Origin of the sequence: Paracoccus sp. ME4, assembly GCF_046736325.1 — a bacterium.
In the GTDB taxonomy this organism is placed as follows: domain Bacteria; phylum Pseudomonadota; class Alphaproteobacteria; order Rhodobacterales; family Rhodobacteraceae; genus Paracoccus.
The window spans coordinates 276877-300973 of the sequence record NZ_CP151277.1; the positions used below are offsets into that span (position 1 = coordinate 276877).

Genomic DNA, 24097 nt, shown 5'->3' on the forward strand with positions numbered 1-24097 from the left:
TCATTTTCTGTTGGCTCGGACTTGCCAGAGCCCCTTAGGTGGCAACGTCTCCGAGCCCCCTGCCCTTCCGGCGTTCGTCATGCCGACCACTGGGCCGAGAAGGGCCCTCATGCGGCTCAGGCGCTTGGAAACAGGGAAATCCGGTCGTTCACACAATCGGCGGGTTCCAGGAGGAGGGAGTTGCGGATGCCTGCATACGACCGTATTTAGGCGACATCCTAGTTTGGACAGGACCCGCTCGGCGGGATATGCTGCCCCCATCGGACCCGCCATGGATCGAGGAACACCCGAATGGCCCTCATCGGTTATGCCCGCGTCTCCACCGGAGAGCAGAACATCTCGTCGCAGCGCGAGGAGCTGACGGCGGCGGGCTGCTCGGTGATCCATGAGGAGCATGCCTCCGGCGGCAATCGCGCAAGGCCGGTTCTGACGACCCTTCTCAGGAGCATCGCCGCAGGCGACAGCCTGGTCGTTGTGCGCCTTGATCGCCTTGCGAGGTCCTTGTCGCACCTTCTGGAGGTGATCGAGGGCCTGGAGCGCCGCGGGGCCTCATTCCGATCCCTGCGCGATCCGATCGATTCAGGCAGTCCTCAGGGAAAGTTCGCCATGCAGGTGCTGGGCGCCGCGGCCGAGCTCGAGCGATCGCTCATCCGAGACCGGACCATCTCCGGCCTGAGATCCGCCCGGGAACAGGGAAGGGTCGGCGGAAATCCGGCTCTGGTCTCGAAGGACCCGCGCATGATTCGCCGGATGGCTCAGGGGCGCAGGGAGCTATGGCTCGACAGGGTCGTCGAGCAGTCGTCCGCCTGGATGGGGCTCGTCCGCCGCCAGCGACCTCACATGCCCTGGGAGGATCTCGTGCGGCTTCTCAATTCGACGCTGCCAGCCGGACAGGAGGCCTGGAGCGAGAAACGCCTGCTCCGCGCAGTCCGCGCGATGGTCGATTCCGGGATGCTGGAGAGTTCGGTGCTTGGGCGGGCCCCGCGTCGCAGCGGCGACGATCGTCAGCTCGTGCTGATCGCGGCCATTCACGGTAGTGGGGATGGCATGACACTGGAGAAGATCGCGATGCGCCTGGAACAGCTGCGTGAGCGCACTCCGCGGGGACGTTCGAAATGGAGCAGATCGAGTGTCGCCAATCTGCTGAACCGCGCAAGGGATCTCGGCCTCGTGGAAGCCGATATCAGTGCGTCTGATGGTCAGGGAGCGTGAAGGCCCGGAAGTCTTAAAGAGGCAGACCGTGAATACCTCGGACCGCCCATTCAGACCAACGGATCATGAGTGCTCGACCTTGGGAACGAGGTGAAGGTGGTTCGCACGATAGCGAACGGCCATCTGAAGGCGGCTCCGGGGAACATTGCTGGTGACCATGATCGGAAGCTCGGCATCCCCATTCCTGAGGTGGCGGATGGCGCTCGTGGAGATCGACTTGTCACTGCGGACATGGCTGGAGCGGCTGACGATGGCGACGCCCTTGTCAGTGATGCTCTGCCCCATCACGCTCACGACCGTCCCGCGGCATGTTGCATCGAGCAGGAAGCCCTCGACGTCCTCTTCGCAGGCCTCCATGCCGAACCCGTTCTTTTCCAGGAAGTAACCCGGGATCTCCCGACCGGAGCAGAACATGGACATCATTCCGTTGCCGAGACTCCGCAGGCGGATCCCGATGTCGAAGCCTGTCGTCAGCGAATGCTCATCCATCAGGGAGAGGAGCTCGGAACGGCCCATCTGGCGCAGGGGGCCGACTTCGATCGTGCCTACCTCATTCAGATGAACCGGATCCACATTTTGAGTGTGATCGCTCGTCTCACAACTGGGCATTTGGACTTCCTTCCGAAGATTTACCCAGATCCTGCTTGCGCCTGACCTATGGCTCGCTAGTCACAACGGTGTGACCGAGGGAACCAAATAACGTCGGACAAAATCCAAATCCAGCGGATTTTCGCCTACTTCCCCAAAAGGGGAATTTTGCGTATTTACACCAGAAGGTTGTTCTTTAGTGCCAAAGATACCGCATGTGTTGCATTGCGCGCGCCCATCCGACGGCGGACCCTGTCGATGCGCTTCTTCACCGCATCACGAGAGACACACATGCGGTAGGCTATCGTTTCCTGGTCAAGCCCTTCCGACAGCAGTCGGAGCATGGCGAGGTCCGCCTGCGACAGGCCCATGAAGCTGTCCAGGTGTTCGATGATGCGAGCGAGGATCGTCGCGATCGTCTGGTTTTCATCGTCGGTCAGTTTTCGGTCCGGCCTGTTGACAATCAGCGCGCACTTTGATCCGTCTTGTCGCCTGTCGGCGATGACCGTGCCGTAATTGAAGCCGCAACGATCGATGAGATCGCTGGCATATCCGGCCGGCACCGGGCTCTCCGCGAAGATATCCTCGAAGGTCTTCATGCCAATCCCGCAACAAGCGAAGCGTATGACCGGATCGACCACCCATAGATGCCTGCTTGCATATGTCGGCATCCAGGACTTGTCCGTGGTGGTGTAGATCTCGCCCATCAGCGATCCGGCAGATTGGGTGATGAGAGAATACCCGCTCGTGGCGATATCCCTGAGTTCCTCGTCAAGCCGCATCTGGAAATCGGGAGCGAGGCCTGGCAACGTCTCGAGCATTGATCCTGCAGCATCCTATCCGACGACTGTGAATCCCTTGGACATATGGTCGCCGAGCTCATGGCGCAAGCAATCACGCAAGCTTGGGGGTGCGACCAGAAGGTGAACGTCCTGGCGGACACGCGGACTTGGCATGAAGGCAAATTCGCAAAGGGGGAATCACCGGATGGAGTTGCCGGACGCGATCCAGGGCCGCGGGAAGGGAATCAGAGCTGGAGCGTCACCCACGGCACATGGAGCGCGCTCGAGGGACGCCTCGATGAGCGCCCGAACGGAGCATGAAGGCTGCGGCGAAACAATATTTGTGCAAGGTTTTGCTGGGCATTTCGACGCATCTGAACCACTCGATACAGATCATGTGCATCCTGGATAGGAAAAAACTTGCCATATCCGGCCGCCGGGTGTCATTAAGGCTCAAACAGCCATAACGCTCCAATGGCGCACTGTGCCCTTTAACCGTGCGGAACGCCAAGGAGGAGAATCATAAGTGGCAGGGCACGAGGGAACAGGCACATGACCGTCGAGAGCATGATCGGCCAGGCACCGGGCTTGGATATCGTAGCGGATCTCGTCGCAGATGACGAGCGGCTGCGGACTTCCCTTGCCAAGCACATCAGGAACGTCTTCTCCCCGGACGATCGCAAGCACCTGAGGACCTTCGGGGTGGCCGAGACGGCCGCGCTGCTGGGTGTGTCGGTGTCGAACCTGCGCAAGCTCCATCATGAAGGCCGGATCCCTGACGTGGCGCAGGATGCGCGCGGGCACCGCACCTATAGTGCATCGGATATCTGGGCGGCCCGCGAGGCGCTGGCCCGGACGGCCCGGAATCCCCGCCAATACATGCCGACCAGATCGGGTGAAGAGCACCTTCAGGTCATCGGAATAACCACTTTCAAGGGTGGATCGAGCAAGTCTACGACGGCGAATCACTTGGCGCAGCGGCTCGCGCTGAAGGGTTACCGGGTCCTGATGATCGACATGGATCCCCAGGCATCGCTGACCAGCATGATGGGCATCTCGCTCGATCTCGAAATGGATGAGACGGACGAGGATCTCTCCATCTATGCGGCCATCCGCTACAAGAATCCCGTCCCCATGTCGCGGGTGATCCGCAAGACCTACTTCCATGGTCTCGACATCGCACCCGCCGCGTTGATTCTGTCCGAGTTCGAGACGGAAACCCCGGTCAACCTTCTGAAGGAGGGCGATCGGAAGTTCTACTTCCGCCTGAACGACGCGATCGAGCAGGTGGCGGACCGGTATGACGTGGTCATCATCGATTGCCCGCCTCAGCTGGGTTTCCTCACCCTCTCGGCAATGACCGCGGCGACCGGGATGATCATTCCGGTGATCCCCAACATGGTCGATGTCGCATCGCTCAGCCAGTTCCTGAGCATGGCGACTTCCATGCTGAACGTGATCGGCGATGCGGGGGTGAACTACCAGTATGACTTTCAGCGTTACCTCCTGTGCCGTTACGAGCCTTCGGATTCGCCGCAGGCACAGATGGCGGCCTTCCTGCGCTTCAACTTCGGGGCCAGGCTCATGACGGAGCCCTTCCTGAAGTCCACCGCCGTGTCGGACGCGGGACTGCGCCAGATGAGCCTCTACGAGATCGACCGAAGCCAGGTGACGCGCGCGACACTCGACCGTGCGCTCGACTCGATCAACAAGGTCGTCGACGAGATCGAGGTCGCGATGCATCAAGCATGGGGGCGTATCTGATGGCCAAGAAACCCAACATGTTCGGCAGCGTCATGGAAGAGATGCTGAAGGAGGATGCCGTCCGGAACGCATCGAAGGCTTCTCCGCCGTCCGGAAAGGGTGCAACGGGGGCCAGGGAGGCCGCGGAGAGCGCCCAGCAGACGGTTGCGCGCCCGGACGTCCCTGCCCCATTCCGACGCGGCGCCGTCGGGGCGCTTGCGGCCGAACTCAGGAACAGCGCTCCGAGCGGCCTTCGCGACATCGATCCGGATCTGATCGACGCGAGCCCTTATTCGGATCGGATGGCTTTCGGCGAAGACGATATTCGGGATCTTGCCGAGAGCATCCGCAAGCACGGCCTGCGGGTCCCCATCCTGCTGCGGCCGAACCCGGACGCCGCGGGCAGGTTCATCATCGTCTACGGCCGCCGTCGGCTCGCGGCGCTGAGGCTGCTGGGGTTCCAGGCCCGCGCCCTGGTTCGCACGATGGACGAGGAAGAGGCCATCCTCGTTCAGGGCCAGGAGAACAACGACCGGCTCGACCCGTCCTTCATCGAAAAGGCGCTCTTTGCCGCCTCGCTCGAGGAGGCCGGCTACTCGACGGATGTGCTGGCCGAGGCTCTGTGCGTCTCCAAGCCCTACCTCTCCCACATGCGTAGGGTCGTGACCAATGTCGACCGCCGGGTGCTGGAGACGATCGGGCCCTGCCACGGGGTCGGATGGAAGCGCTGGCATGATGCGGTGGAGCGCATCGTCAAGGCCGGCATCGAGGCGCCCTGCCCTGCCCCGGATTACTTTACCCCGGATATGGATGGCATGGCCCGCTTCGAGGCCTGGCTCGATCTCATCCGGGACGGGACGTCCCAAGGGACGCAGGCAGGAACAACGGGTAAAGATAATACGCAAGCAATTGATAGTAATAGGAAATCCGTCAAGGTGCCGGTCTTCTCCAGCCACAATGGCAAGAGGATCGGTGACATCCGCAAGAGCGGTGGCCGGGTTTTCCTGAGCGCTGAACCGCGCGAGACAGAATTCGCCCGTTGGCTGGAAAGCAACGGGACGAAGCTGCTGGAAAGGCTCCATGCAGAATGGGCCGCCAGCACGAAGGCCGACGACTGAAGTCGCCGGATTTACCCAGGTAAACGAGCAGAAAAAGGAGGCACGAACCGCACGCCAGAAAAGAAATGAGCCCCCCAGGACGGATCCCGGAGAGCCCACACAGTCGTTTGCACCATCTGTGTAGCACCCCCCCAGATTCGCTGTCAATAACGCCTTTCGGGCGAACGGACACTTTCATCCAGGATTCCGGCATCTTTGCTGCCGGTCACGGATAAGTCATGGCCGTTTACCCAGGTAAACTTGCTTCCGCGGGCTCATCCCGACGGCGTCTCTCGTGATGAGGCATGAAAACATACACTACTGATGCGCTTCCTTTACAGGGGCGCAACGCGGCGGGCCCTGCCCCGCTCCGCGAACGGGTTTGGCACGTCGTCCGCGCCCTGCAGGCGGCGGCGTCCGAATACGGGCTGAAGGAACGGCATCTCACCGTTCTCGACATGCTGGGCTCCTTTCTCCAGGAGACCGGGCCGGAAGGTCGACCGATCGTCTTCGCGTCGAACCTGGCGATGTCGGAGCGCGCGCGCGGCATGGATGTGCAGCGGATCCAGCGCGTGATGCGGGACCTGATCGAAAAGCAGTTCGTCATCCGGAGGAGCTCTCCCAACGGGAAGCGATATGTCCGTCGGGACGCGTCCGGCCAGATCCGCTCCGCCTTCGGGATCGATCTGTCGCCGCTTCTCGATCGGGAGAAGGAGTTCCTGGATGCGCGCGACCGTGCGTTGGCCAGGCAGCTGCATCGCAAGATGTTGCGCGATGAGCTCTCCCTGATCCGGATGTCCTTTACCCCGGAATCGGAGGAGGACATCCGGATCCGCGCCCTGCTTCGGAACCGCAACGCCTCACTGGAGCTCATGGAGAGCCTGATCGGCGAGCTGACCTCGGAGGATGCCTATTCGACCTCCCACGACGTTCGCGGAGCCGCGGTGGAGCCTGATATGGATCCCGTAGAACGCTGCGATGCAGTGACCGAAGAAGGCAGCGGTGACGCGATTCCGACATGCGATGCGCATCGAAATGATACGCACCAACAGAGAGTCATACAGAATAATATTGATAAGAAAGCGCTGCGACTGCAAAGACGAGAGCCGGAGCGAACACAGGCGCGTGCCGATAGTCTTGATTTCCATGAGATTGCCAGAGCATGTCCGCGCGCTATGGCCTATACCCCGGAGTCGCCGAGAAACTGGTTGGAAATGGTCAGGTATGCAACGGAGATGGCACCAAACATTGGCATACCGGATGCGCTCTGGCGCAAGGCGCTGGAGCAGCTCGGCGGTCCATCCTTCTCAGCCGCGATCCTATGCATGGTCGAGCGCGTCGAACCAGGATTGATCCGCAACCCTGCTGGATACCTGACGAAGCTGATCTCGAAGGGCTCAGACTTCTGCGCAACCCGTTTCCTGCGCAGCACGAAGAGAGTTGGAGCCGTCGCCGCATGAGGAGGTCAAAGCGCTGCCCGCATGATGCGCTCCGCGGATCGCTCCCTCGAGCGATGCGGCATCAGACCATGGATGCGCATATCTTCCGCGGTATCCGCTCTGCAGCGTCGCGATTCCAGGAAGCGATAGGGGCAATGACGCGCCCTGCCCCGCGGCTGATTACCTGCCTTTCAGGATGCATTTCCTCTGTGACCACCCTGCTTTCCGGCAACGGTCGTGCCGCCGATCTGAATCCCCGCCTGACCCTTGTCGTATTCGACTGCCCGAATATCATGGAGTAGGTCCTGCCGCATCTTCGGTGCCGCTGCTCCGGATACGCGGGACTCTTGCTGACCTGCATCGGGTGAATCAGGTCCGGACCCGGGCTCGGACCTCCGTCTTCACCTCATGCATCGCAGACATGGCCTCGGATGACCGGGGGGCAATTTACCCGGGTAAACGGGTAAGCCGGACTGACCTATTGACCTGGGTAAATCACCAGCGCATCGATATGGGAACATCGTCACATTATGGACCTCGAGACCTGAAAGACCTGCTGACCAGTGACACCGCGAAATTCGGCACACCTGGCGCTGCCTCGGTAACCTGTCACCAAGGACCCATATGTCAGCCGATTGATTCCGGGCCTGCGATTTGGTCTCGCAACCCATCGCCAGATCGCGCTGCGGGAGTCGGATCTGGTAGCCCGTTGCCGGGCGCCGCGCCTGTCCAATTCTTCCGTATGGACTTCTCGTGAATACCACGAAGCCAAACAAGGGGCCCTGGCAAGTCCGTGCAGAGGGCTGGAGAACCTTGGTTCCGGATGGGTCTGCGGAGCCTCATGAGCACATCGGGTATGTGCGGCTTACCTGGGTAAGCGATACGCTCCACGCACCATTGCCCGACAACGCGTTGAACGAGGCATACTCACATCCGAAGCGCGAACGTGGCACCTGTGGAAACTCACGGGGGATATCGGATCAGAATGCCGGAGCGCTGGCAGCGGAGATCATGATCGGCCCAGTCAGGCGGCAAGAGCAAGCGCCGGGGCTTGATCCCGGATTTACCCAGGTAACCCCGTGCCGTGACCTGGTCCAGCCGTTCGGGACAGGCACGCAGCCAGCCCATTTACCATCGATCTGAGCATTTCGGCAAAAGCCGCTGGCCGCCACCAACTGCGCGATGCCGTGGCCGTCACGGTGCAAGGTCCGATGCTCAAACATCGCTGGTCATCTTGCAGTTGCGAGACATCATCAACGTGCGACATGTTTTGCGGGCCGATGGCGGCGGCCTGCTGGGCTCCGTCTTTCCGGAACACCGTGCCGTCTCATGCAGCCATCTTGGGCGAGAGCCACATCTGATCCTCGATAGGATCCTGATGGTGATGATGACGAGCGCCGTTTACTCCGGTATATCCGGCCAACACGTCCGATCCGGCTCATCCTTGTAGTCCGAAGCGAACAGCACCGTCCGGCCGGTCGGCCTAATTTACCCGGGTAAAAAGGTCAGTGATGCTGTCTGATTTACCCGGGTAAACTGGCATGAAGACACGTTTCGGATCGGCCTCTGAGGGGATCCATTTCAGAGCCTTGTGGGGCAGGGGGGGTGCATGGTCCCATGATGTGCCATCTACGGTAGCCCAGCCCACGGATCACCTCACATGGTGTTGCGCCGAAAAGGACAGTAGGGCAGGGGGGCACTCAGAACCGGATGTTTCAGGCAGGGCAGTTCCCGGCCAACCTGTATCCGGCCGAAGCCGCGTCCACCTCTGTTGCGAAGATCTCAACGTTTCGCTCTGAGACGGCGTCGTAGCTCGGACAGTCCGGACGATGATAGATCTTGGAATTGCGGTTACCCCGGATGATCTGCTGATCCGGCGCTCCTGCGGGTTCCCGTGCATCAGCCAGGACCGCGCGTTGCGTCCCCTGGAAGTGGGGCGCGAGGGTGACGAAGTTCGCCTCCGGATCGAGGACCATGAAGACCGGGGCATGATCGGACACACGGTCACGCGCATCCTCATGCGTCATCTTGAGAGCTGCTGGAAAGTCGTGGATCCCGGAGCCAGTGATGGGCAGCGAGACGCCGGCCGGTGCCCAGATGTTGTCGTAGAGATTGGCAAACCGACCATCACTCTTCGAAAGGGTCGTCGCGCCCTCCGTAATGAGCGGCGCGGAATTTACCCCGACAGAAGCCCAGGCAGGATTCGAGGGAGGCAGATTGAAATCCCCGGCAATGAAGATCGGTGTTTCCGGGAAGCTGTCCTCGAGCCATGACTTGTATCCGGCGAGAGCCTCCGCCTCGAACTCCCGGCCTTCGACGGTCTCACCATAGATCAGATGGACGGAGGCCAGCACCAGCTGGTATCCATCGACAGTCTCGAAGCGGGCCGAGAAGGGCTCCCTGGAAAAGGCGTCTCGATCGTCGAGGTATACGAGCGCGCCATCAACCCAGCTCACCTGGGCGTCACGCCACAGGAAGGCGTAATGCTCCCGGTAGGATCCTCGGCCGATGGCAGCGGAGGCCATCGTGCTCCAGCTCTCTCCAGTCAGCGCCTCGACACTCTGCTCGAGCTGCTCGAGCCCCTCAACGGACATGACCTCCTGCAGGGCAACCAGGTCGAAGGATGCCGCAACCTTGGCCGCAGCGGCATAGTCCTTCCCGTTGTTCCATCCGAGGTGCAGGGCGTTCCAGCTGCCGACATAGGTCTCGATCGCGTGGGCCGGTGCAGCCAAGAAGGAACCGGCCGGGATCAACAGGGCAACAGCCGTGATGATTTCAGTAATTCGCATAGTCACACCGCACCCGAGCCCTCGCGACTTTCCTGGCCGACCGCAGAGGTCTGCAGCGGCGCAGATGAACCGGTGACGAAGACCGCGAGATCGTTCAGCTCATCGCGGAGTCTCATCGCGAGCCATCCCCAGGCCTGTGCGATACGGGCAGCAACGAAGACGCTTTCCACATCGCCGGCCCGGATCATCACGATTGCCCGGTCGAGGTCCCGTTCGATGTCGTCGAAGATGAGGCCCGTTTGCACCGGGCCTGCGCCACGTGCATTCAGCTCGGTATCCGTCGTTCTTCGGAGGATGTCGGTGATGGCATTGAGAAATGCGCGATTGGATGTGGCGATCGGCGCCAGCAGGGCGCGGAGCTCTCCAAGTGCGTCATAGAGGAGCTCGGCCGGCGCCGTCTCCACCTGGACGTCGAGGAGAAACCGCGCACGCCAGTGGTTCTGTGGGGATTGGACGGTGGTCATGCTCATGCTCGAGAATTCATTTCGGCCATGCGAAATCGGAAACAGAGTGCGTCTGGCTCTGGTCATCACGACCACGGCTCATTGCAATGTGGTCCCGTATTTCGACCGCCGTAGCGGTGGTGACGTGGAAGTCCGGGGATTACTGTTGCCAGGCTCCCCGGGGGCCTCGCCTGACGGGCTCACCGTCAGGGCTTGTTGGGGTTCACCCGGGCCGCTTACGCGGCGAGGGCAAGAACCGGAGCACGGTTGCTGTTGGCATTTGTGCGTCTTGAACCGATAACGGTGGTATCTCACCGAGCAAAAGCAAACTTCTATCTACGTCCGTCGATCCTGTATCGGCCCCATCAGAGACGCCCCCTCGCTCCCTGCAGCCCGCATGCAATGTGGCGGGTCAGGGAGGGTCGCCTGTGGTGGAGCCGCCGGGAACTGCCCCCGGGTCCGGCCCATCCTTCGAAGCGCGTTTATCGCCATAGCCGGCCTCAACCGACAGTGCATTTTTCGCATACCCTATAGCGCTATGCAATGCAAAAAAAATCGATTTTCGCAAAATCTCGCAGTAAGGTCTGGCACGACCCCATTGATGTAGGCGCGTGACTGCACGAGGTATCGGTGTTTGCGAATAATTTTACTCCTCTGGTAAAATTCGCTTGATCCTTTCATCGCATACGGGCATCCGGAAGGAGGGACAGCGGATTTATCACCATGGGGGAATCCGTGTCAGAACACCAGATTGACCGGAGAGCCAGAATGAACGCCCTTCCCGCAGAGCAGACGAACCAGGATGTGAACGCGATGCCCGCCTCCATGGGCAGCATGAAGCTCGAGATGACGGGCCAGTTCCTCCATGAAGCCAGACACAAGCATGCGCTGTTCTTCGCGGGGGAGGGCGACGTGCCGCGCAGCTTCACGGTCCTTGCTGCCTTGGCCTACAAGCCGCTGAACGAGGATGAGGTCGATCTGACCCGCAACGGCATCGTGGTCATCGACAATGACAACTGGCGCATCGTGGCCGACGAGATTTCGGGACAGTCAACCGGCCTGATGGGCGCCAGTCCCGAACAGATCGAAGTTCTTTCGCATATCGTGACCATGGACTGGGCTGATTTTGCGAGCTTCTGCCGCACTCAGTCGCGCTACCGGGCAGGCTCACCGGATATCGACATGTCCGCCATCGTGCCGGCCGGCGGATCCCACGGGAATCAGACCCGTCTCGGCCTGCGCAATCCGAAGATGGATGATTACCGCAACGACTTCATCCGCTCCCTGAACGATCTTGGTGAATTCAATCTGCCTGCGACGAGCCGTGACGGGATGATCCGGGACCTGATGATGCGATCGAGCGTCACGACCCCCGAGGGCCGCATGCTGTCCTGGTCCGTGAGCATGGACTTCAACTGGGATCGCAGCGGGAACGTGAACCGCGGCGCCGACCTGGACCCGGCCTATGATGCCCGTTGGGCCAAGGCACTCCGCAACGATCCCACGATCATGGAGCGTGCCACGGAGGCTGCATTCGCACCTTACCTGGTTCCCGACTATGCCGTCTTCGATCTGGAGGAGGAGGCAAACTGCCAGCTGGTCTCCAGCGAGGGCGACGACATCCTGCTTTCGAGCTACCGTGGCAAAGACATGTCATTCACCGACTTTCACGATCTGCGCAAGAAGCTCTCGGCTCTCGAGGGGGATGACCTGGTCTACCTCTGGACCACCGCCCGCGTTCTCGACAAGGAGTTCAATCGCCTGAACCGGTCGAGCGATGTCATGCCGCATCTGAACGCGATCCGTGCCGACATGGAGCAGGAATGGTCCATGGAGCTCGAGGACGAGGTCAGCTTCAGCATGTGATACGGTATGCGAAATGGAGAATGTCACTGTAAGAATCGGCCTTCGCTCTCAGATCCGCATCGGCCATGGTGCGGCAACTGATCCCGACGGCAGGCGCAACACCTCGATCATCCTGGGCGTCGAGACGCCCTGGGTCAACGGGACCCTCCATTTCCCGTCATGCGGAGATGAGGACTGGCGCCTCTGGCTGGCCGACATCGGGCATGACTACCTGGGCGGGAAGCTCTTTGGACAGGAGACGCGTCTTCAGAGCTACCACAAGACCGTCTCCAACCTGCGCGGCCGGATCAACGAGCTGCGCGCCGAGGGCGAAATGACGGTCGAGCGGGCCAACGATCTTCGGCGTGACCTCGGGATGCACAGATACCTCTGCGCTGCGACTTCCGACATGGCCCGGATCGTGTCCCTGCTTGATCAGGTGAGCCACGTTCCGGAACTGGCGGGCGACGGGGTAGGGGGTTATGTGGGCCACCGGGTGAACCCTGCCTACCGGGCCTTCTGTCGCCACGTCCTGGAGCCCTTGGGAGATCGTCTGCGCGCCGACTACGAGCGCGAGATGCTGCAGCTGGCCGTCACCGAGCCAGAGCCGGAGGCCATCGAGCCGGAACCGTCCGGGATGGGCATCTGATGACCGAGCAGGTCAGGTATGTCGTGGCCGTCCATCTCGGCACGCTCTTCACCAGCGGACCCGCCGAGGTTGAACCGGATGATGTCGAGCGTTCCCTGTCCGGTATCATTGCCGACATCGAGGACGCTGACGGACTTCTCGTGATCGACGGAAGCTTCTCCGACGCGATCAGCTCAAGGATGAACCGTGCCATCGCCGAGAAACTCCGGGAGGCGCGACAAGCCGGGGAGTTGGCAGCCAGGGTATGGGGATGCGACAACGAGGAGCCGCATTACTCGGGATGGGAGGCCGCGGCCATGGATGGCGGGTTTGGAACCCGCCACCGCAATCAGGAAATCGCCGCACGCGCCGCCTGGCCGTTCCTCTGCGGGGCGACGGAGATCGTCATCACCGGTGCCTGGGCGACCCGGGATCTGTCATCCGGGTGCGTCAGTTCGGTCCTGAGCGTGCTGCGGGAGCTGATGCCGGCACATATCCGGGTCGTCCAGTCGGAGTCCTGCCTGTTCGAGGAATACATGGACGATCCCGGGCAGGGCGACGACCCGGAACTGTTTCCATGACAGTCTTCGTTGACGATGTCCGGCATCGATACGGGCGCATGATCATGTGCCACATGTGGTCGGAGAGCCTCGACGAGCTCCTCTGGATGGCCGATCGCATCGGATTGGACCGGAGATGGCTGCAGACCCAGCCCAAGGCCTCCTGGGTGCATTTCGACATCTCTCTGACGTTGAAGGCGCGGGCGATCGAGGCCGGGGCGGTGCTCACCGACAAATACGGGCCGGTCGAGCATGTCGCGCGTCTCCGCGGCGATCTCACGAAGATCGCGCGCATTGCGCAATTGCGCGCAAGGAATGTGAATAATTGATCAGCATGCCTTTCCCTGATTGCCGCCTGCGGCTATTATGTGAAAATCTGAATTGCAACGAGCCAAGGAGATTGACATGAGTGATCCGAACCCCAGCGAAGAGCTGATCCGCCAGCACGTCTCGGTCGCGGGATCCTACATGGACGAGGCCGAGGAACTGGCCACCCGCAAGAAGGAATGGAAGGCCGAGGTGAAGGGCCTGGGGCTGGACCCCGCCCTGATCGAGAAGGTCGCCAAGCTGAAGCGCGCCGATCCGGACAAGATCTCGGAGGACGAGGCCATCTTCGATATCTACAAGCGCGCCGAAGGGCTGTGATCCTCCGGGACCGGTGAGGACGGGAAGGGGCGCAATGCGCCCCTTTTTTCATGCACGGCACACGCCCTGATCGGTCCCGCCGGACGAAAAAGGGCGGAGGCTCAGCGCCCCCGCCCTCCACGGTCAGTGATCGGGACCGATCAGGCCAGGATGAAACCCGGCCGCGTGCGGATCCAGTCCCTGTCGACCGGCAGCTTGTCCCGAAACACGCGGCGGAAGGCTGAGCGGATCAGGCTGAGCGACTGTTCCGGTCCGAGAGGCTCGATGGAGATCCAGTCCGGCAGGCTCACACCGGCAGACCATGTGCTCCAGTATCCCGCATTGCGCAGGTCCTTCAGGCGGCGCTTCTCGATCAGCAGTGCCTGGCGGTCGGCAGGCTTGATACGGGCATGCAGATCCGGGCTGATCCGGTAGCGCGCGTCAACCGCGGCGCCGATGCGCTTCTGCGCGGCGACATACTCCGGGAACAGGGGTTTGACGGGGGTGGGGAGGTCCGGCAAGCCGAAGCACTCGTCCGCATCATGGAGCAGCGCGCAACGCTGCGCCTCGTGATCCTGATCGCTCAGGACCGCGACCAGCACCGAGTGCTGCGCGATCGAGTAGAAACTCCGCGACTGACCAGCGAACCGCGTGCAGAGCGCGAGCGCGTTGCTGATGACCTCTATCGACATCAGCGCGGGATCCGGGTTCAACGGGTCGAAGAGCCTGCCATCACACAGTTCGATCCGACTGTCTGTCATCTGGGCCAAGCCCATGTATCCGCCATCCATGCCTACCACCTGTAAGTTCAGAAAAAATCAAGGACGGGGCACTGGTAAAAGTATAGGAAATTCGCATTATTGCAAGAGTAATCCACATAAAATATTGATACGCGCCTTGCCTGCCCCCGGAAAGCACGCGATTATGAATCAGAAGTTCACATTTTCAGCCGAGGTCCGTGCCCGCATGCCTGAACAAGATGAAAAAGCGAATCATCCCGGATCGTTCAGGGGTCGACTCTGGAATGTCGGCGAGATCGACCCCGCGCTGGAAGCCGAGATGCGCCATGCGGGGGCGAACGCACTGACGGCGCGGATCCTGTCGGCCCGCGGCATGATGGCCGAGGATTACGAACGGTTTGCAAGCCCGCGCATCCGCGACTGGATGCCGGATCCGAACACGCTCAAGGACATGCAGGCGGGGGTGAGGCGGGCGGCTCGCGCCATCCGCGAAGGGCAGCGGATCGGCATCTGGTCGGATTATGATGTCGACGGTGCCTGCTCCGCTGCGCTCTTCATCGAGATCCTGCGCGGGTGCGGGCATGAGGATTTCGTTCTGAGAATCCCGGACCGGATCACGGAAGGCTACGGACCGAATACGCCTGGCCTTCTCTCCATGCAGCGCGATCAAGGCTGCGATCTGATCTTCTGCCTCGATGCGGGGATCGTTGCATTCGAGCCGCTGGCGTCCGCGAAGGCTGCCGGCATCGAGATGGTGGTGATCGACCACCACAATGCCGCCCAGGACGGGACGCTGCCCGACGGGCTTGCCATCATCAACCCGAACCGGCTCGACGATACATCCGGTCTCGGCCACCTCTGCGCCGCCGGAGTGACCTTCTGCTTCTTCGTGGGGGTGGTCCGCGAACTGATCCGAGACGGCCATTTCGACGGCAGGGACGGGCGCCCCGCAGAGCGTCCCGACCTGATGGAATACCTGGACCTGGTGGCCCTCGCCACGGTCTGCGACGTGATGAAACTTCATGGCCTCAACCGCGCCTTCGTCCACAAGGGCACGGAGTTCCTCTCGAAGCGTCGCAATCCTGGCGTGGCCGCGTTGGCACTGGCAGCCGGCATCGATCCCTCCGATCCGATCACCGAGAAGACCTGCGGGTGGGTGCTCGGTCCGCGCATCAACGCCGGCGGACGGGTAGGGGCGAGCGATTCAGGTGCCCTGCTCCTCATCGAGCGCGATCGGGCTCAGGCCGATGTCCGGGCTGGCGCGCTCCACGCGATCAATGTCGAGCGCAAGGAACTGTCCGACGGCGTCACCGAGGAGGCCCTCGCCCAGCTCGCGGACTTTCGGGGCGGCGTCGATCGCCGTCTGGCCATGGCGATCGTGGAGGACGCACATGAGGGGGTCGTGGGCATTTCCGCCGGCAAGGTGAAGGAGGCCAAGGATGCGCCGGCCATCGTGGTCACCCGCGACCACAACGGAAACCTCAAGGGCTCAGCGCGATCCGTAGGCGACGTGAACATCGGGCACATCATCCAGGACGCCTCGGCGGCTGGTCTGATCCTGGGTGGCGGCGGGCATGGCGCGGCCGGCGGCCTCACCCTTCGACACGACCAGGTGGGTGCCTTCATAGACTTCGCGGATGCGGAGATCCGCAAGACCGCCTACTTCAGGGAGGGGATCAGGTCCGCATGTGACCTGAAGGTCGAACTGAAGGAGCTGTCCCTGGACGCGATCCGGTCGGTCGATGCCATGGCCCCATTCGGGAACGGAAACGAGAAGCCGCGGCTGCTGCTCGGGCCGGTCATCCTGTCCGAGATCAGGGTGATCAAGGACAAGCACATGAAACTGTCCATGAAGGCGCCTGGCGGCATGATCGACGGGCTGATCTGGAGCGTCGTCGGAACCCCTGTCGGAGACAGCATCGAGGCCGCCATCGGCAAGCCGATCGAGGTTCTGGGCACGGCCGAGATCAATACCTTCAATGGCAAGAGCAACCCCCAGTTCATGATCGACGACATCCGCTATGCGGACGGACCCGAGGCGCAGCTCGCGGCAGGCGCGCTCGACGCGACCGATGCGGGAGGTCTGGCGCAGGCCGCGGCCGAGGTGCTCAGCCTCGACGAGATCGACGAGGCGGTGGTCGCGCGCTGCGAGGGCCGAATGGTGCTGGTCACCGGCCTGATCCTTGAAAGCTTCCAGCCGGTCAAGGACAAGCACCTGCGCGTCGTCTTCGGTGCCGCCGGCAGGCAGCTGTCCGCCATGAAGTGGAATTCCGCATCAGGGGAGTTCGCGGACCGGGTCCGGGTTTCCGCCGGCACCGCGGTCAACGCCTACGGCCTGCTGGAACTCAACGAGTATCGCGGACGCACGAGCATCCAGATGAAACTCAAGGACTTCGAGACCGACCAGCCCGAGCTGTCACTGGGAGGTGTGGCGGCTCCCTGAGCCCCACCGCTGAGCAAAGAAAATCGGATTCATTAGACAAGGTTAGACGGATGATTGGCAGAAGGACCTTCATTCAGGTGGGCGCCGGTGCCCTCGGCGCGCTGGCGATGCCCTCTCTGGCCCTTGCGGCCGGGCCGGGACGTGTCGGCCATATCCAGGTCCGCAAGGCGGCGCGCAAGCTCGAATTGATCAGCCCGGATCGGAAGCTCATCAAGAGCTATGACATGCGATTGGGCTTCAAGCCGGTTGGAGCGAAGAGGTTTCAGGGCGACGGACGGACCCCGGAAGGCATCTATCGGATCGACCGAAAGAACTCGCAATCCGCATTCCATCTTTCACTCGGCGTCAGTTACCCATCGAGGAAGGATTTGTCCTATGCCGCTTCGCGCGGACGCTCTCCCGGAGGGGATATCTTCATCCATGGTCAGCCCAACGGGTTCCAAGGGGTTCACAGTCACGACTGGACCCGGGGCTGCATCGCGGTTTCCAACGACGATGTCGAGGAGCTCTGGGGGCTCATTCCGGCGAGCATGCAGGTGGCGATTTTCGCTTGATCCATGCCGGCCGGCCTCGAGAGGCCGGCCAGTCGGGTCTCACGCACCCGGGATCAGTGCCTTGTTGCGGGCCAGCCAGGCGTCCAGGTGGGCGAAGGCCTCCTGCAGCGTGAAACGGTTGCGCGCGAGGTAGTCCTCGTCGCGGCGGGAGGACATCGGCTCGAGCTCCCATTCGAAGTCCGTGTTCAGGGTCGACCCGCCCCCGCGGCTGATCGCCCAGCGGCCACCGCCGCGCGAGACGATGTCATGATCCGCATCGACCTTGAATGCGCTGGCCATGCCGAGAAGCTCCGCGTCGCCCCTCATGGATTCACGCCTAAGGCCTTCACGGGTGCAGATCCGGTCCAGGATCCGCCTGGCGCGATTCCCGAGAGCCTCGTCGAGGGTGAAGTCGGGGTGGAGCGCGACGAGCTCCGGATCGAAATCCAGTCCATCGGGCAGCGCATCCATGGCGGCGAAGACCGGCACCCCACCGCGCATTGCCCGAAGGATGGCGCCGCGGGTGATGGCGGGGTCCTCATCGTGGCGCTCATCCGTGGTCAGTGCCCAGCCCGCATGTGCGGCAAGCGCATGGGCGGTGGCGTCATCCGGGCAGAGCAGCAGGACGCCGGACCGGCCCGGGCCGGGCGCCAGGTCGCGTTCCGCGAAGAGCTTGTCGATGAACGCACCAGGGCGAAGATCATAGCATGGCTGGATCCGGGCGGTCGCATTCCGAAGCACCTGTCCGGTCAGGGGGTGCGTGACAGGACGCCCATCCAGCGCCGCGGAGACGGCCTCTGCCGGAAGGCGGATCGGACGCCCGCCCTCCATGATGAGCCCGCCGGTATCCAGCACGGCTTCCGGACATCCGGCCAGAAAGATCAGTCGACCCATCGCCCGGACCATCTCGTCCTGGTCGCCCTTGACGAAGTCCGAGATGCGCATCATCGCGCATTCCGACAGCGGCCGCGCACGGAGCGCGGTGAAGATCGACATGATTTCGTCACGGACGTCCCCTTGCGGGTAGGTGTCAAGAATGCGCCGGTGGCAGCGATCAAAACTCTGGCGGTGGGGATTCATGGAATGCTCCGGATCAAGGATGCCGACATGATGCGAAATCATATCGGCACCGGCACAACGTTCATCGTCGCCGATCCGGTCCCGCGAAAGGTGTGACCGGATATGCCTGATGAACATGATGCTTGCAGTATTATGCGAATATGAGATTGCAGTCCATAGCGGTGCCGCGTTATAGTGAATAGTATTTCGCAAACGTGAGGCGTCGCCATGTCCGACAATTCGGCCGGACATCGGCGGGGCAGGGATCACCAGCCGGTCTCCCGTCTGGATCGCGGCGAAGGCTGCCGGGGGATCTACGAGATCTGCTGGCACTGCCACGGCACCGGACAGCTCTTCGTCTCGATGAGCCCGCTGCGCTACCGCACCTGTCCGATCTGCATCGGCCTGGGTGGGCGGCGTGAGCGTGCCGACGTTTTGTTCGATACCCGCAAACCCGTTTAGCAGCACCTATGTGAGGACCAGACATTGGCATTGACCGACGATCAGCGCGTGGAGATCGAAACCTCCCGTCAGAACTGGCAGGAGACGCTGCGCGCCGTCTCCCCCGGGATGGAGCGGCACCTCTACACCGCATATCCGATGCTCGACCACGGCCTGCTGCGGGTCATCGACTACATGGGCGATGACAACGCGATCACGCAGGCCGCGCGGGTCAGCTACGGCCGGGGCACCAAGGCGGTGTCCGACGACGCGGGCCTGATCCGCTATCTGATGCGCCACTGGCATTCGACGCCGTTCGAGATGTGCGAGGTCAAGTTCCACGTCAAGCTGCCGGTCTTCGTGGCCCGCCAGTGGATCCGTCACCGCATGGCGAACGTCAACGAATACTCCGCCCGGTATTCGATCCTCGATCGGGAGTTCTACATCCCCGCGCCGGAGCATCTGGCCGCACAGTCGGTCACCAACAACCAGGGCCGCGGACAGGTGCTCCAGGGCGAGGAGGCGGCCCGCGTGCTCGACATCCTGCGAGAGGATGCGATGCGGTCCTATGACAGCTACCAGGACATGCTGACGCCGGACGAGGAGAGCGGGAAGCTCGGCCTGGCCCGCGAACTCGCCCGAATGAATCTGCCGGCCAACATCTACACGCAGTGGTATTGGAAGACGGATCTGCACAACCTGTTCAACTTCCTTCGCCTGCGCGCCGACAGCCATGCGCAATACGAGATCCGCGTCTATGCGGAGAAGATGTGCGAGCTGGTCCGGGACTGGGTGCCGGCCGCTTATTCGGCTTTCGAGGACTACCGGCTCGGGGCGGTCCAGCTGTCCGGCAAGGGCGTCGACCTGATCAAGCGTCGCCTGGCCGGGGAGGTGATCACGGCCGAGACTTCCGGAATGAGCAAGGGCGAGTGGCGTGAATTCACGTCGGTCTGGGGCTGAGCGCACCCATTCCCGTTTCAACATCTTCCCCGCCCTGAAGGGCGGGGATCGCCGAGGCGACGAGCTTGGGAGCAGACGGGCGCACCCGGATGCACCGAGCCACCGCGATGGATGCGGGCTCCAGCCTGGATACATCGCGGAGGACTATCACGCTGCAGCCGCCCTGCGGGGCGGCAGCAATCAACAGGTTCCAGTTGGCAAGCATTATTCGCTCTGGTATCACTGATAAGATGATCCGGATTTTCCCCGCGGGACGGGGCAACGGCCTATCCGGCCAGGCGCGGAGCGCATCCATGTTCATCCATTCCGACACCGATCCGAGAATCTCCGAGCTGCACGATCTCCTCATCCTCGAGGAAGACGCGCGCGGAAACCCCTACTGCATGGCCTCGATCGCGGAGGCGCGGCGCTACAAGGCGGATGCCCTACGGCTCGTGGCGGACCTGGCCGGTCCATCGCGGTCCGTGGCCCAGCTCGCACCGTCTCCGTGAGTGCCGATCCATTCTGTGATCGCATGGCAGTCTTTCGCAAATTACATCATCACCCTGTCGCACCGGCCTGGTAAGTTGGCTGGGAATAATTTGCGAAGGACATATGCATCATGACCGCCATCTCCACCAATCCCACCGGCCTGGCGCGCCTTTCCAAGACGCGCCGCGCCCCCGGCTTCCTGGCCCGGATCCTCTCCCTGCTCGTCCAGTATGACGCATTCCATGGCGAGCTGGAGCGGCTGCGGCGAAAGTCGGACCGGGATCTTGCCGATATCGGGATCTCGCGCGAGGACCTGGTCGGGGTCGCCTGGAAGGCCGCAGAGGCACGCCGCGCCGCATATCTCGGCAGGCACTGAGGGATCACCGGGCCTCGGCCCGGTCTATCAGCTCGTCCCGTTCCGGAACCGCATCCAGCATCCGGATAGTGTGGCGGATCATCCGCTCGTGATCCGCCTCGACCAGCTCGGCCGAGAGCAGCTCCTGGATGGGCCGGATATCCAGCCGCAGCAGGTTGTATCTGTCGGAATCCCAGCAAAGACCGACCCGGAGATCCTCCGGGTCGGTCTTTCCCTTCTCGTGTAGCAGGCAGGCTTTCGCCAGGATCCGGATCTCTTCCGGGTCGATCAGCTTCCGCGGCGCCCGCGATGTGAGGGCGACCTCGGCCGCCCTGAACCCATGTTGCGGATCCCACCCTTCGTCCTCCCTCCTACAGTCGTGCAGCATCCCGAAGGCGAGCAGCAGCCGCGCCGACACCGACGGGTGGAATGCGCGGAGCCGGAGGCCCGTTGCGGCCACCGCACGCCAATGGACTTCGCCGTGCAGGCTCGACCCGGAGAGGCGTGAGCCATTGCGGGCCTCGGCAAGGAGCGCCTGCCAATGACTGCCCGGCTCCGGGTCAGGTGCCCTTTTACGGGATGCCTGCAGCGGGGCGGCACGGCTTCGGAGCCTGAACGGGAAGGGCATTCCGGACACCATCAGGACATGGCCGGGCAGGGGGACCCGGAAACAGGCTCGGCCCCGAAGACCATGCGCCTCTCCCCGTCCGGACCGATCGACCAGAGCACATGCGCCTCGGAGACCGTGACCGGCTCGCGCTTGCGTTCGAGCTTGTCGATCACGGAATCCGGGACGGCGGCCTGCCGCTCGCGGTTGCGCTTGCGGACCAGACCGAGCGGCACGTCCATGGAGACGGCCTCGATGCTGGCATCGTAGCCCAGCGCTGTCCGGATGATCTTGCCTCGGGTCAGCGGGTTCAGCCCGGTCGAGTTCCAGACGAAGTCGTCACCCCGGCGGAGATGGACCCGGGCCTCCTCGAGGGCGGCCTGCAGGACGCGTCCCTGCGGATCGGCGGGATCGATCTGCAGCTCTTCCCGGATGCGGTCGAGGGAGACCACCGGGAGATGCCCGTAGTGCCGGGCGATGGCCGTATCCTTGCCGGATCCGGGTAGGCCGGACATCAGCACCATCCTGGACCCGGCCGGTTCCTGCGGGGTGAAGAACGGTGAGGCTTCGCCATTGTCCGCCATGAGGTATTTCAGGCGGGCGGCGGCGCTGGCAAAGGGCCAGGGCGCGGTGTCCAGCATGACGCCGACATTCCGGCCCTCCTCCTCGAGATGCAGCATCAGCAGATCAAGGTTCTGGTCCGCGCCGTCATTGCTCAGGCAGATACGGCCATCCTGATCGGCATGGCAGAGGCGGATCAGATCCTCCCACGCCGTGATCGAGACGCTGTGGCCGAATTCGATGACCCGCTTGAGCATGTTGTTCTGATCCGGAAGATGTGTCGGGCGCTGGTGCCAGAAGACCATCGCATGGACCTCGCGCGCCATCATCGGATCGTATCCGGCGTCGACCAGCCCGGCCCAGGCCATCTTGGCGCCGAGCGCGGCATGTCCGGGCTGGCGGACGCGGTCACGCATCTGCTTCGGATCCCACTCGATCCGGGTCGTGGCCGGCTTGGCAACATCGTGAAACCACGCCGACAGCCGCAGGATCTCGCGCCGTTCTGGGGAAAGATCCGTGAATCCCGGAGAGGTCTCGAGCTTATCCGCCACCAGGCAGGTATGCGTCCAAGGATCGCCCTCGGCATGATAGACCGGATCATGCGGGCAGCCGATCATGTCACGCGCCCAAGGGAAGATCTCGGTCATGCGTTCGGGATTTCCGGGGCCTTCCCGGAGGTGATCGAGCCAATCCATGGTGTTCTCCGGAAATATCGGCTGTGCATTTTCGCATCCGAAGATTAAAGTCGATCACAGGATATTACCAGCCTGAACAGTGCCCCAGGAGCCCTCAGATGACGAAGTTCATTCCCTTCCCTCCGGCGTCCCGCGAGATCGCAGCATCGAATGCCGCAGCCTCCTATGCCAGGGACCATCTGAAGGGCAAAGGTGCGCAGCCTCGGGAAAGGATCGAGACCGGGTTTGCGGCATACCGTCAGCCGGACGGAACGGTCCGCACCGCGCATAATCTCTACAAGGCCGAGGCGCCAGAGGGCGCGACCCCGGGCATTGCACAGGTCCGTTACGCGCCGATCCAATCCGTCAACGGTCACGAGGGCTATGACGCCCATGCATTCGGCTTCGTGCCGTCGGGCGAGCTGAGCCGCTCCGCGCCACTGCACGACCCCGCCGCGCCGCAGGATTTCTTCGGCAACCTGTCCGCCGCACTGGTCACGCATGAAGGACGCTCTGCGATCCTCTGGGCGATCGAGGAGGCGCAGCTTGCAGAATGGGAAAAAGAAATTCCGAAAGACGCTACCTTCGAACGCATCCGGGTCGAACGTCCCGGCATGGAACGCGGTGTGCTTCCGGGGTCGGCCGTCATGGTCACGTCATCAGGGGCGGGATGGCGCGATCACCTCGTCATCGTCACCGCAACGGACGAGGACATGCGCGCTGTGCTTCCACGGGTTCTTCCGAACATGGTCGAGCCCGACGCATCCCTGCAGGAGATGCTGGATGTGCAGCTTCCGGCATCCTGCGAGCGCCATGGCTGGGCCATTATCTCCCAGACTGGCATGGACCTCCCGGACGTGGATTCGCCGCTCGGAAAGGATCGCATCGGGCTTCTGAATACCGGGTTCCAGCATGAGATCATGATCCCGGCATTCGGCAAGCCCGTCATGCCATATGGGGTCATGCTCAGGGGCGGGGAGCAGCTGCGGTTCGCCTCGATCCGGATGGGCGATACGGATCCGGTGATGGTCTGGGCCTATGATGATGCAGCGCTCGAACGCCGGATCGCCAACACGCTCATGGAAGCGGATGGGTCCGATCGTCGCCTTGGTCACTTCGATACCGGGGCCGAGGCCGTGATCGCGGAGATGAAGGACGCGCTCCCGGATCTCGAGATCCGGAAAGGTCGCGGCGGCTCCCACATGGCCTGGGGATATGAGCCGAGCCATATCGCGATGGGGACCGAGATCGCATCCGGACACCATTTCGGGTTCGCTTCGAGCAACGAGGATCACCTCTGCCAGATCGGCGCCGACCTTATGGCCCCGGAGGCTGAGACCTGCGACATCGACGACCTGAATGATCTTCGCTGGAAGCCGGAGGTCAAGGAGCGCTTCGAGATCCTCGACATGCGCAAGGAGGATCTCCCCGTGCGCAGGGCAGCCCTCCGGGATGCCATTCAGGCTCACCGCAACCTCACCCCGGAGCTCGGCTGATGGCGCG

General features: G+C 62.5%; 25 protein-coding genes and 1 other RNA gene. 17 read left to right on the forward strand and 9 right to left on the reverse strand.

All coding sequences use genetic code 11. From position 1 onward, the window contains the following. The first annotated feature begins 291 nt into the window (after nucleotides 1-291). Nucleotides 292-1212, forward strand: a complete 921-nt coding sequence (locus AACG61_RS16915; protein WP_411839564.1) for a recombinase family protein — start codon at nucleotides 292-294, stop codon at nucleotides 1210-1212. A 63-nt stretch (nucleotides 1213-1275) separates the two neighbouring features. Here AACG61_RS16915 and AACG61_RS16920 read toward each other — a convergent pair whose 3' ends face one another. Then, nucleotides 1276-1821: a hypothetical protein gene (locus AACG61_RS16920; protein WP_411839565.1), complete on the reverse strand. Its 546-nt coding sequence runs from the start codon at nucleotides 1819-1821 to the stop codon at nucleotides 1276-1278. 155 nt (nucleotides 1822-1976) lie between these two features. After that, nucleotides 1977-2621 carry a helix-turn-helix domain-containing protein gene (locus tag AACG61_RS16925; RefSeq protein ID WP_411839566.1) on the reverse strand — a complete coding sequence of 215 codons (645 nt, stop codon included), beginning with the start codon at nucleotides 2619-2621 and terminating at the stop codon, nucleotides 1977-1979. A gap of 513 nt (nucleotides 2622-3134) precedes the next feature. Here AACG61_RS16925 and repA point away from each other — a divergent pair. The 4 genes from repA to AACG61_RS16945 all read left to right on the forward strand — a co-directional run bounded on the left by repA (nucleotide 3135) and on the right by AACG61_RS16945 (nucleotide 7163). After that, nucleotides 3135-4346, forward strand: a complete 1212-nt coding sequence (gene repA / locus AACG61_RS16930) for a plasmid partitioning protein RepA (protein ID WP_411839567.1) — start codon at nucleotides 3135-3137, stop codon at nucleotides 4344-4346. Continuing rightward, on the forward strand, nucleotides 4346-5443 hold the full coding sequence (gene repB / locus AACG61_RS16935) for a plasmid partitioning protein RepB (RefSeq protein WP_411839568.1): 1098 nt from the start codon (nucleotides 4346-4348) through the stop codon (nucleotides 5441-5443). The genes repA and repB overlap by 1 nt, the downstream gene beginning before the upstream one ends. A 284-nt stretch (nucleotides 5444-5727) precedes the next feature. Further along, nucleotides 5728-6882, forward strand: coding sequence for a plasmid replication protein RepC (gene repC, locus AACG61_RS16940; RefSeq protein ID WP_411839569.1), 1155 nt, complete (start codon nucleotides 5728-5730; stop codon nucleotides 6880-6882). Nucleotides 6883-6950: 68 nt separating this feature from the next. Then, nucleotides 6951-7163, forward strand: coding sequence for a hypothetical protein (locus AACG61_RS16945; protein WP_411839570.1), 213 nt, complete (start codon nucleotides 6951-6953; stop codon nucleotides 7161-7163). 1413 nt (nucleotides 7164-8576) lie between these two features. Here the strand turns inward: AACG61_RS16945 and AACG61_RS16950 are convergent. From AACG61_RS16950 to ssrA, 3 genes are all read right to left on the reverse strand, one after another. Further along, nucleotides 8577-9650, reverse strand: a complete 1074-nt coding sequence (locus AACG61_RS16950) for an Ada metal-binding domain-containing protein (RefSeq protein ID WP_411839571.1) — start codon at nucleotides 9648-9650, stop codon at nucleotides 8577-8579. A 2-nt stretch (nucleotides 9651-9652) separates the two neighbouring features. Further along, nucleotides 9653-10120 carry a hypothetical protein gene (locus tag AACG61_RS16955; protein WP_411839572.1) on the reverse strand — a complete coding sequence of 156 codons (468 nt, stop codon included), beginning with the start codon at nucleotides 10118-10120 and terminating at the stop codon, nucleotides 9653-9655. 123 nt (nucleotides 10121-10243) lie between these two features. Further along, nucleotides 10244-10641: a transfer-messenger RNA gene (ssrA, locus tag AACG61_RS16960) on the reverse strand. 220 nt (nucleotides 10642-10861) lie between these two features. On the opposite strand from ssrA, the gene AACG61_RS16965 reads away from it, so the two are divergent. The 5 genes from AACG61_RS16965 to AACG61_RS16985 all read left to right on the forward strand — a co-directional run bounded on the left by AACG61_RS16965 (nucleotide 10862) and on the right by AACG61_RS16985 (nucleotide 13771). Beyond that, nucleotides 10862-11959, forward strand: a complete 1098-nt coding sequence (locus AACG61_RS16965) for a hypothetical protein (RefSeq protein ID WP_411839573.1) — start codon at nucleotides 10862-10864, stop codon at nucleotides 11957-11959. A 13-nt stretch (nucleotides 11960-11972) separates the two neighbouring features. Beyond that, nucleotides 11973-12587: a hypothetical protein gene (locus AACG61_RS16970; RefSeq protein WP_411839574.1), complete on the forward strand. Its 615-nt coding sequence runs from the start codon at nucleotides 11973-11975 to the stop codon at nucleotides 12585-12587. Further along, complete coding sequence (locus tag AACG61_RS16975; RefSeq protein WP_411839575.1) at nucleotides 12587-13147, forward strand: hypothetical protein; 561 nt, start codon at nucleotides 12587-12589, stop codon at nucleotides 13145-13147. Before AACG61_RS16970 ends, AACG61_RS16975 begins: the two co-directional genes overlap by 1 nt. After that, complete coding sequence (locus AACG61_RS16980) at nucleotides 13144-13455, forward strand: DUF4031 domain-containing protein (protein ID WP_411839576.1); 312 nt, start codon at nucleotides 13144-13146, stop codon at nucleotides 13453-13455. Before AACG61_RS16975 ends, AACG61_RS16980 begins: the two co-directional genes overlap by 4 nt. Nucleotides 13456-13531: 76 nt before the next feature. Beyond that, complete coding sequence (locus tag AACG61_RS16985) at nucleotides 13532-13771, forward strand: GapR family DNA-binding domain-containing protein (RefSeq protein ID WP_411839577.1); 240 nt, start codon at nucleotides 13532-13534, stop codon at nucleotides 13769-13771. Nucleotides 13772-13911: 140 nt separating this feature from the next. On the opposite strand, the gene AACG61_RS16990 is transcribed toward AACG61_RS16985, so the two are convergent. Further along, on the reverse strand, nucleotides 13912-14541 hold the full coding sequence (locus AACG61_RS16990) for a hypothetical protein (RefSeq protein ID WP_411839578.1): 630 nt from the start codon (nucleotides 14539-14541) through the stop codon (nucleotides 13912-13914). 133 nt (nucleotides 14542-14674) lie between these two features. Between AACG61_RS16990 and recJ the strand changes: the two genes are divergently transcribed. Then, on the forward strand, nucleotides 14675-16933 hold the full coding sequence (gene recJ / locus AACG61_RS16995) for a single-stranded-DNA-specific exonuclease RecJ (RefSeq protein ID WP_411839579.1): 2259 nt from the start codon (nucleotides 14675-14677) through the stop codon (nucleotides 16931-16933). Between the two features lie 50 nt (nucleotides 16934-16983). Continuing rightward, a complete protein-coding gene (locus AACG61_RS17000) occupies nucleotides 16984-17487 on the forward strand; it encodes a L,D-transpeptidase family protein (protein WP_411839580.1) in 504 nt (167 codons plus the stop codon). A 39-nt stretch (nucleotides 17488-17526) separates the two neighbouring features. On the opposite strand, the gene AACG61_RS17005 is transcribed toward AACG61_RS17000, so the two are convergent. After that, nucleotides 17527-18663, reverse strand: coding sequence for a hypothetical protein (locus tag AACG61_RS17005; protein WP_411839581.1), 1137 nt, complete (start codon nucleotides 18661-18663; stop codon nucleotides 17527-17529). 90 nt (nucleotides 18664-18753) lie between these two features. Here AACG61_RS17005 and AACG61_RS17010 point away from each other — a divergent pair, with 90 nt between their 5' ends. The 4 genes from AACG61_RS17010 to AACG61_RS17025 all read left to right on the forward strand — a co-directional run bounded on the left by AACG61_RS17010 (nucleotide 18754) and on the right by AACG61_RS17025 (nucleotide 20773). Beyond that, nucleotides 18754-18987: a hypothetical protein gene (locus AACG61_RS17010; protein WP_411839582.1), complete on the forward strand. Its 234-nt coding sequence runs from the start codon at nucleotides 18754-18756 to the stop codon at nucleotides 18985-18987. Nucleotides 18988-19011: 24 nt separating this feature from the next. Beyond that, entirely contained in the window at nucleotides 19012-19926 is a 915-nt protein-coding gene (gene thyX, locus AACG61_RS17015; RefSeq protein ID WP_411839583.1) for an FAD-dependent thymidylate synthase, read from the forward strand. 293 nt (nucleotides 19927-20219) lie between these two features. Beyond that, on the forward strand, nucleotides 20220-20417 hold the full coding sequence (locus tag AACG61_RS17020) for a hypothetical protein (protein WP_411839584.1): 198 nt from the start codon (nucleotides 20220-20222) through the stop codon (nucleotides 20415-20417). 110 nt (nucleotides 20418-20527) lie between these two features. Then, on the forward strand, nucleotides 20528-20773 hold the full coding sequence (locus tag AACG61_RS17025) for a hypothetical protein (protein ID WP_411839585.1): 246 nt from the start codon (nucleotides 20528-20530) through the stop codon (nucleotides 20771-20773). A 4-nt stretch (nucleotides 20774-20777) separates the two neighbouring features. Here the strand turns inward: AACG61_RS17025 and AACG61_RS17030 are convergent, their stop codons facing one another. Both AACG61_RS17030 and AACG61_RS17035 read right to left on the reverse strand, forming a co-directional pair. Next, nucleotides 20778-21380, reverse strand: a complete 603-nt coding sequence (locus tag AACG61_RS17030; protein WP_411839586.1) for a hypothetical protein — start codon at nucleotides 21378-21380, stop codon at nucleotides 20778-20780. Between the two features lie 11 nt (nucleotides 21381-21391). Continuing rightward, on the reverse strand, nucleotides 21392-22567 hold the full coding sequence (locus AACG61_RS17035; protein WP_411839587.1) for an AAA family ATPase: 1176 nt from the start codon (nucleotides 22565-22567) through the stop codon (nucleotides 21392-21394). 146 nt (nucleotides 22568-22713) lie between these two features. On the opposite strand from AACG61_RS17035, the gene AACG61_RS17040 reads away from it, so the two are divergent. Continuing rightward, nucleotides 22714-24090 (forward strand): hypothetical protein, encoded by a 1377-nt coding sequence (locus AACG61_RS17040; RefSeq protein WP_411839588.1) that lies wholly within the window; start codon nucleotides 22714-22716, stop codon nucleotides 24088-24090. The last annotated feature ends 7 nt before the right edge of the window (nucleotides 24091-24097 follow it).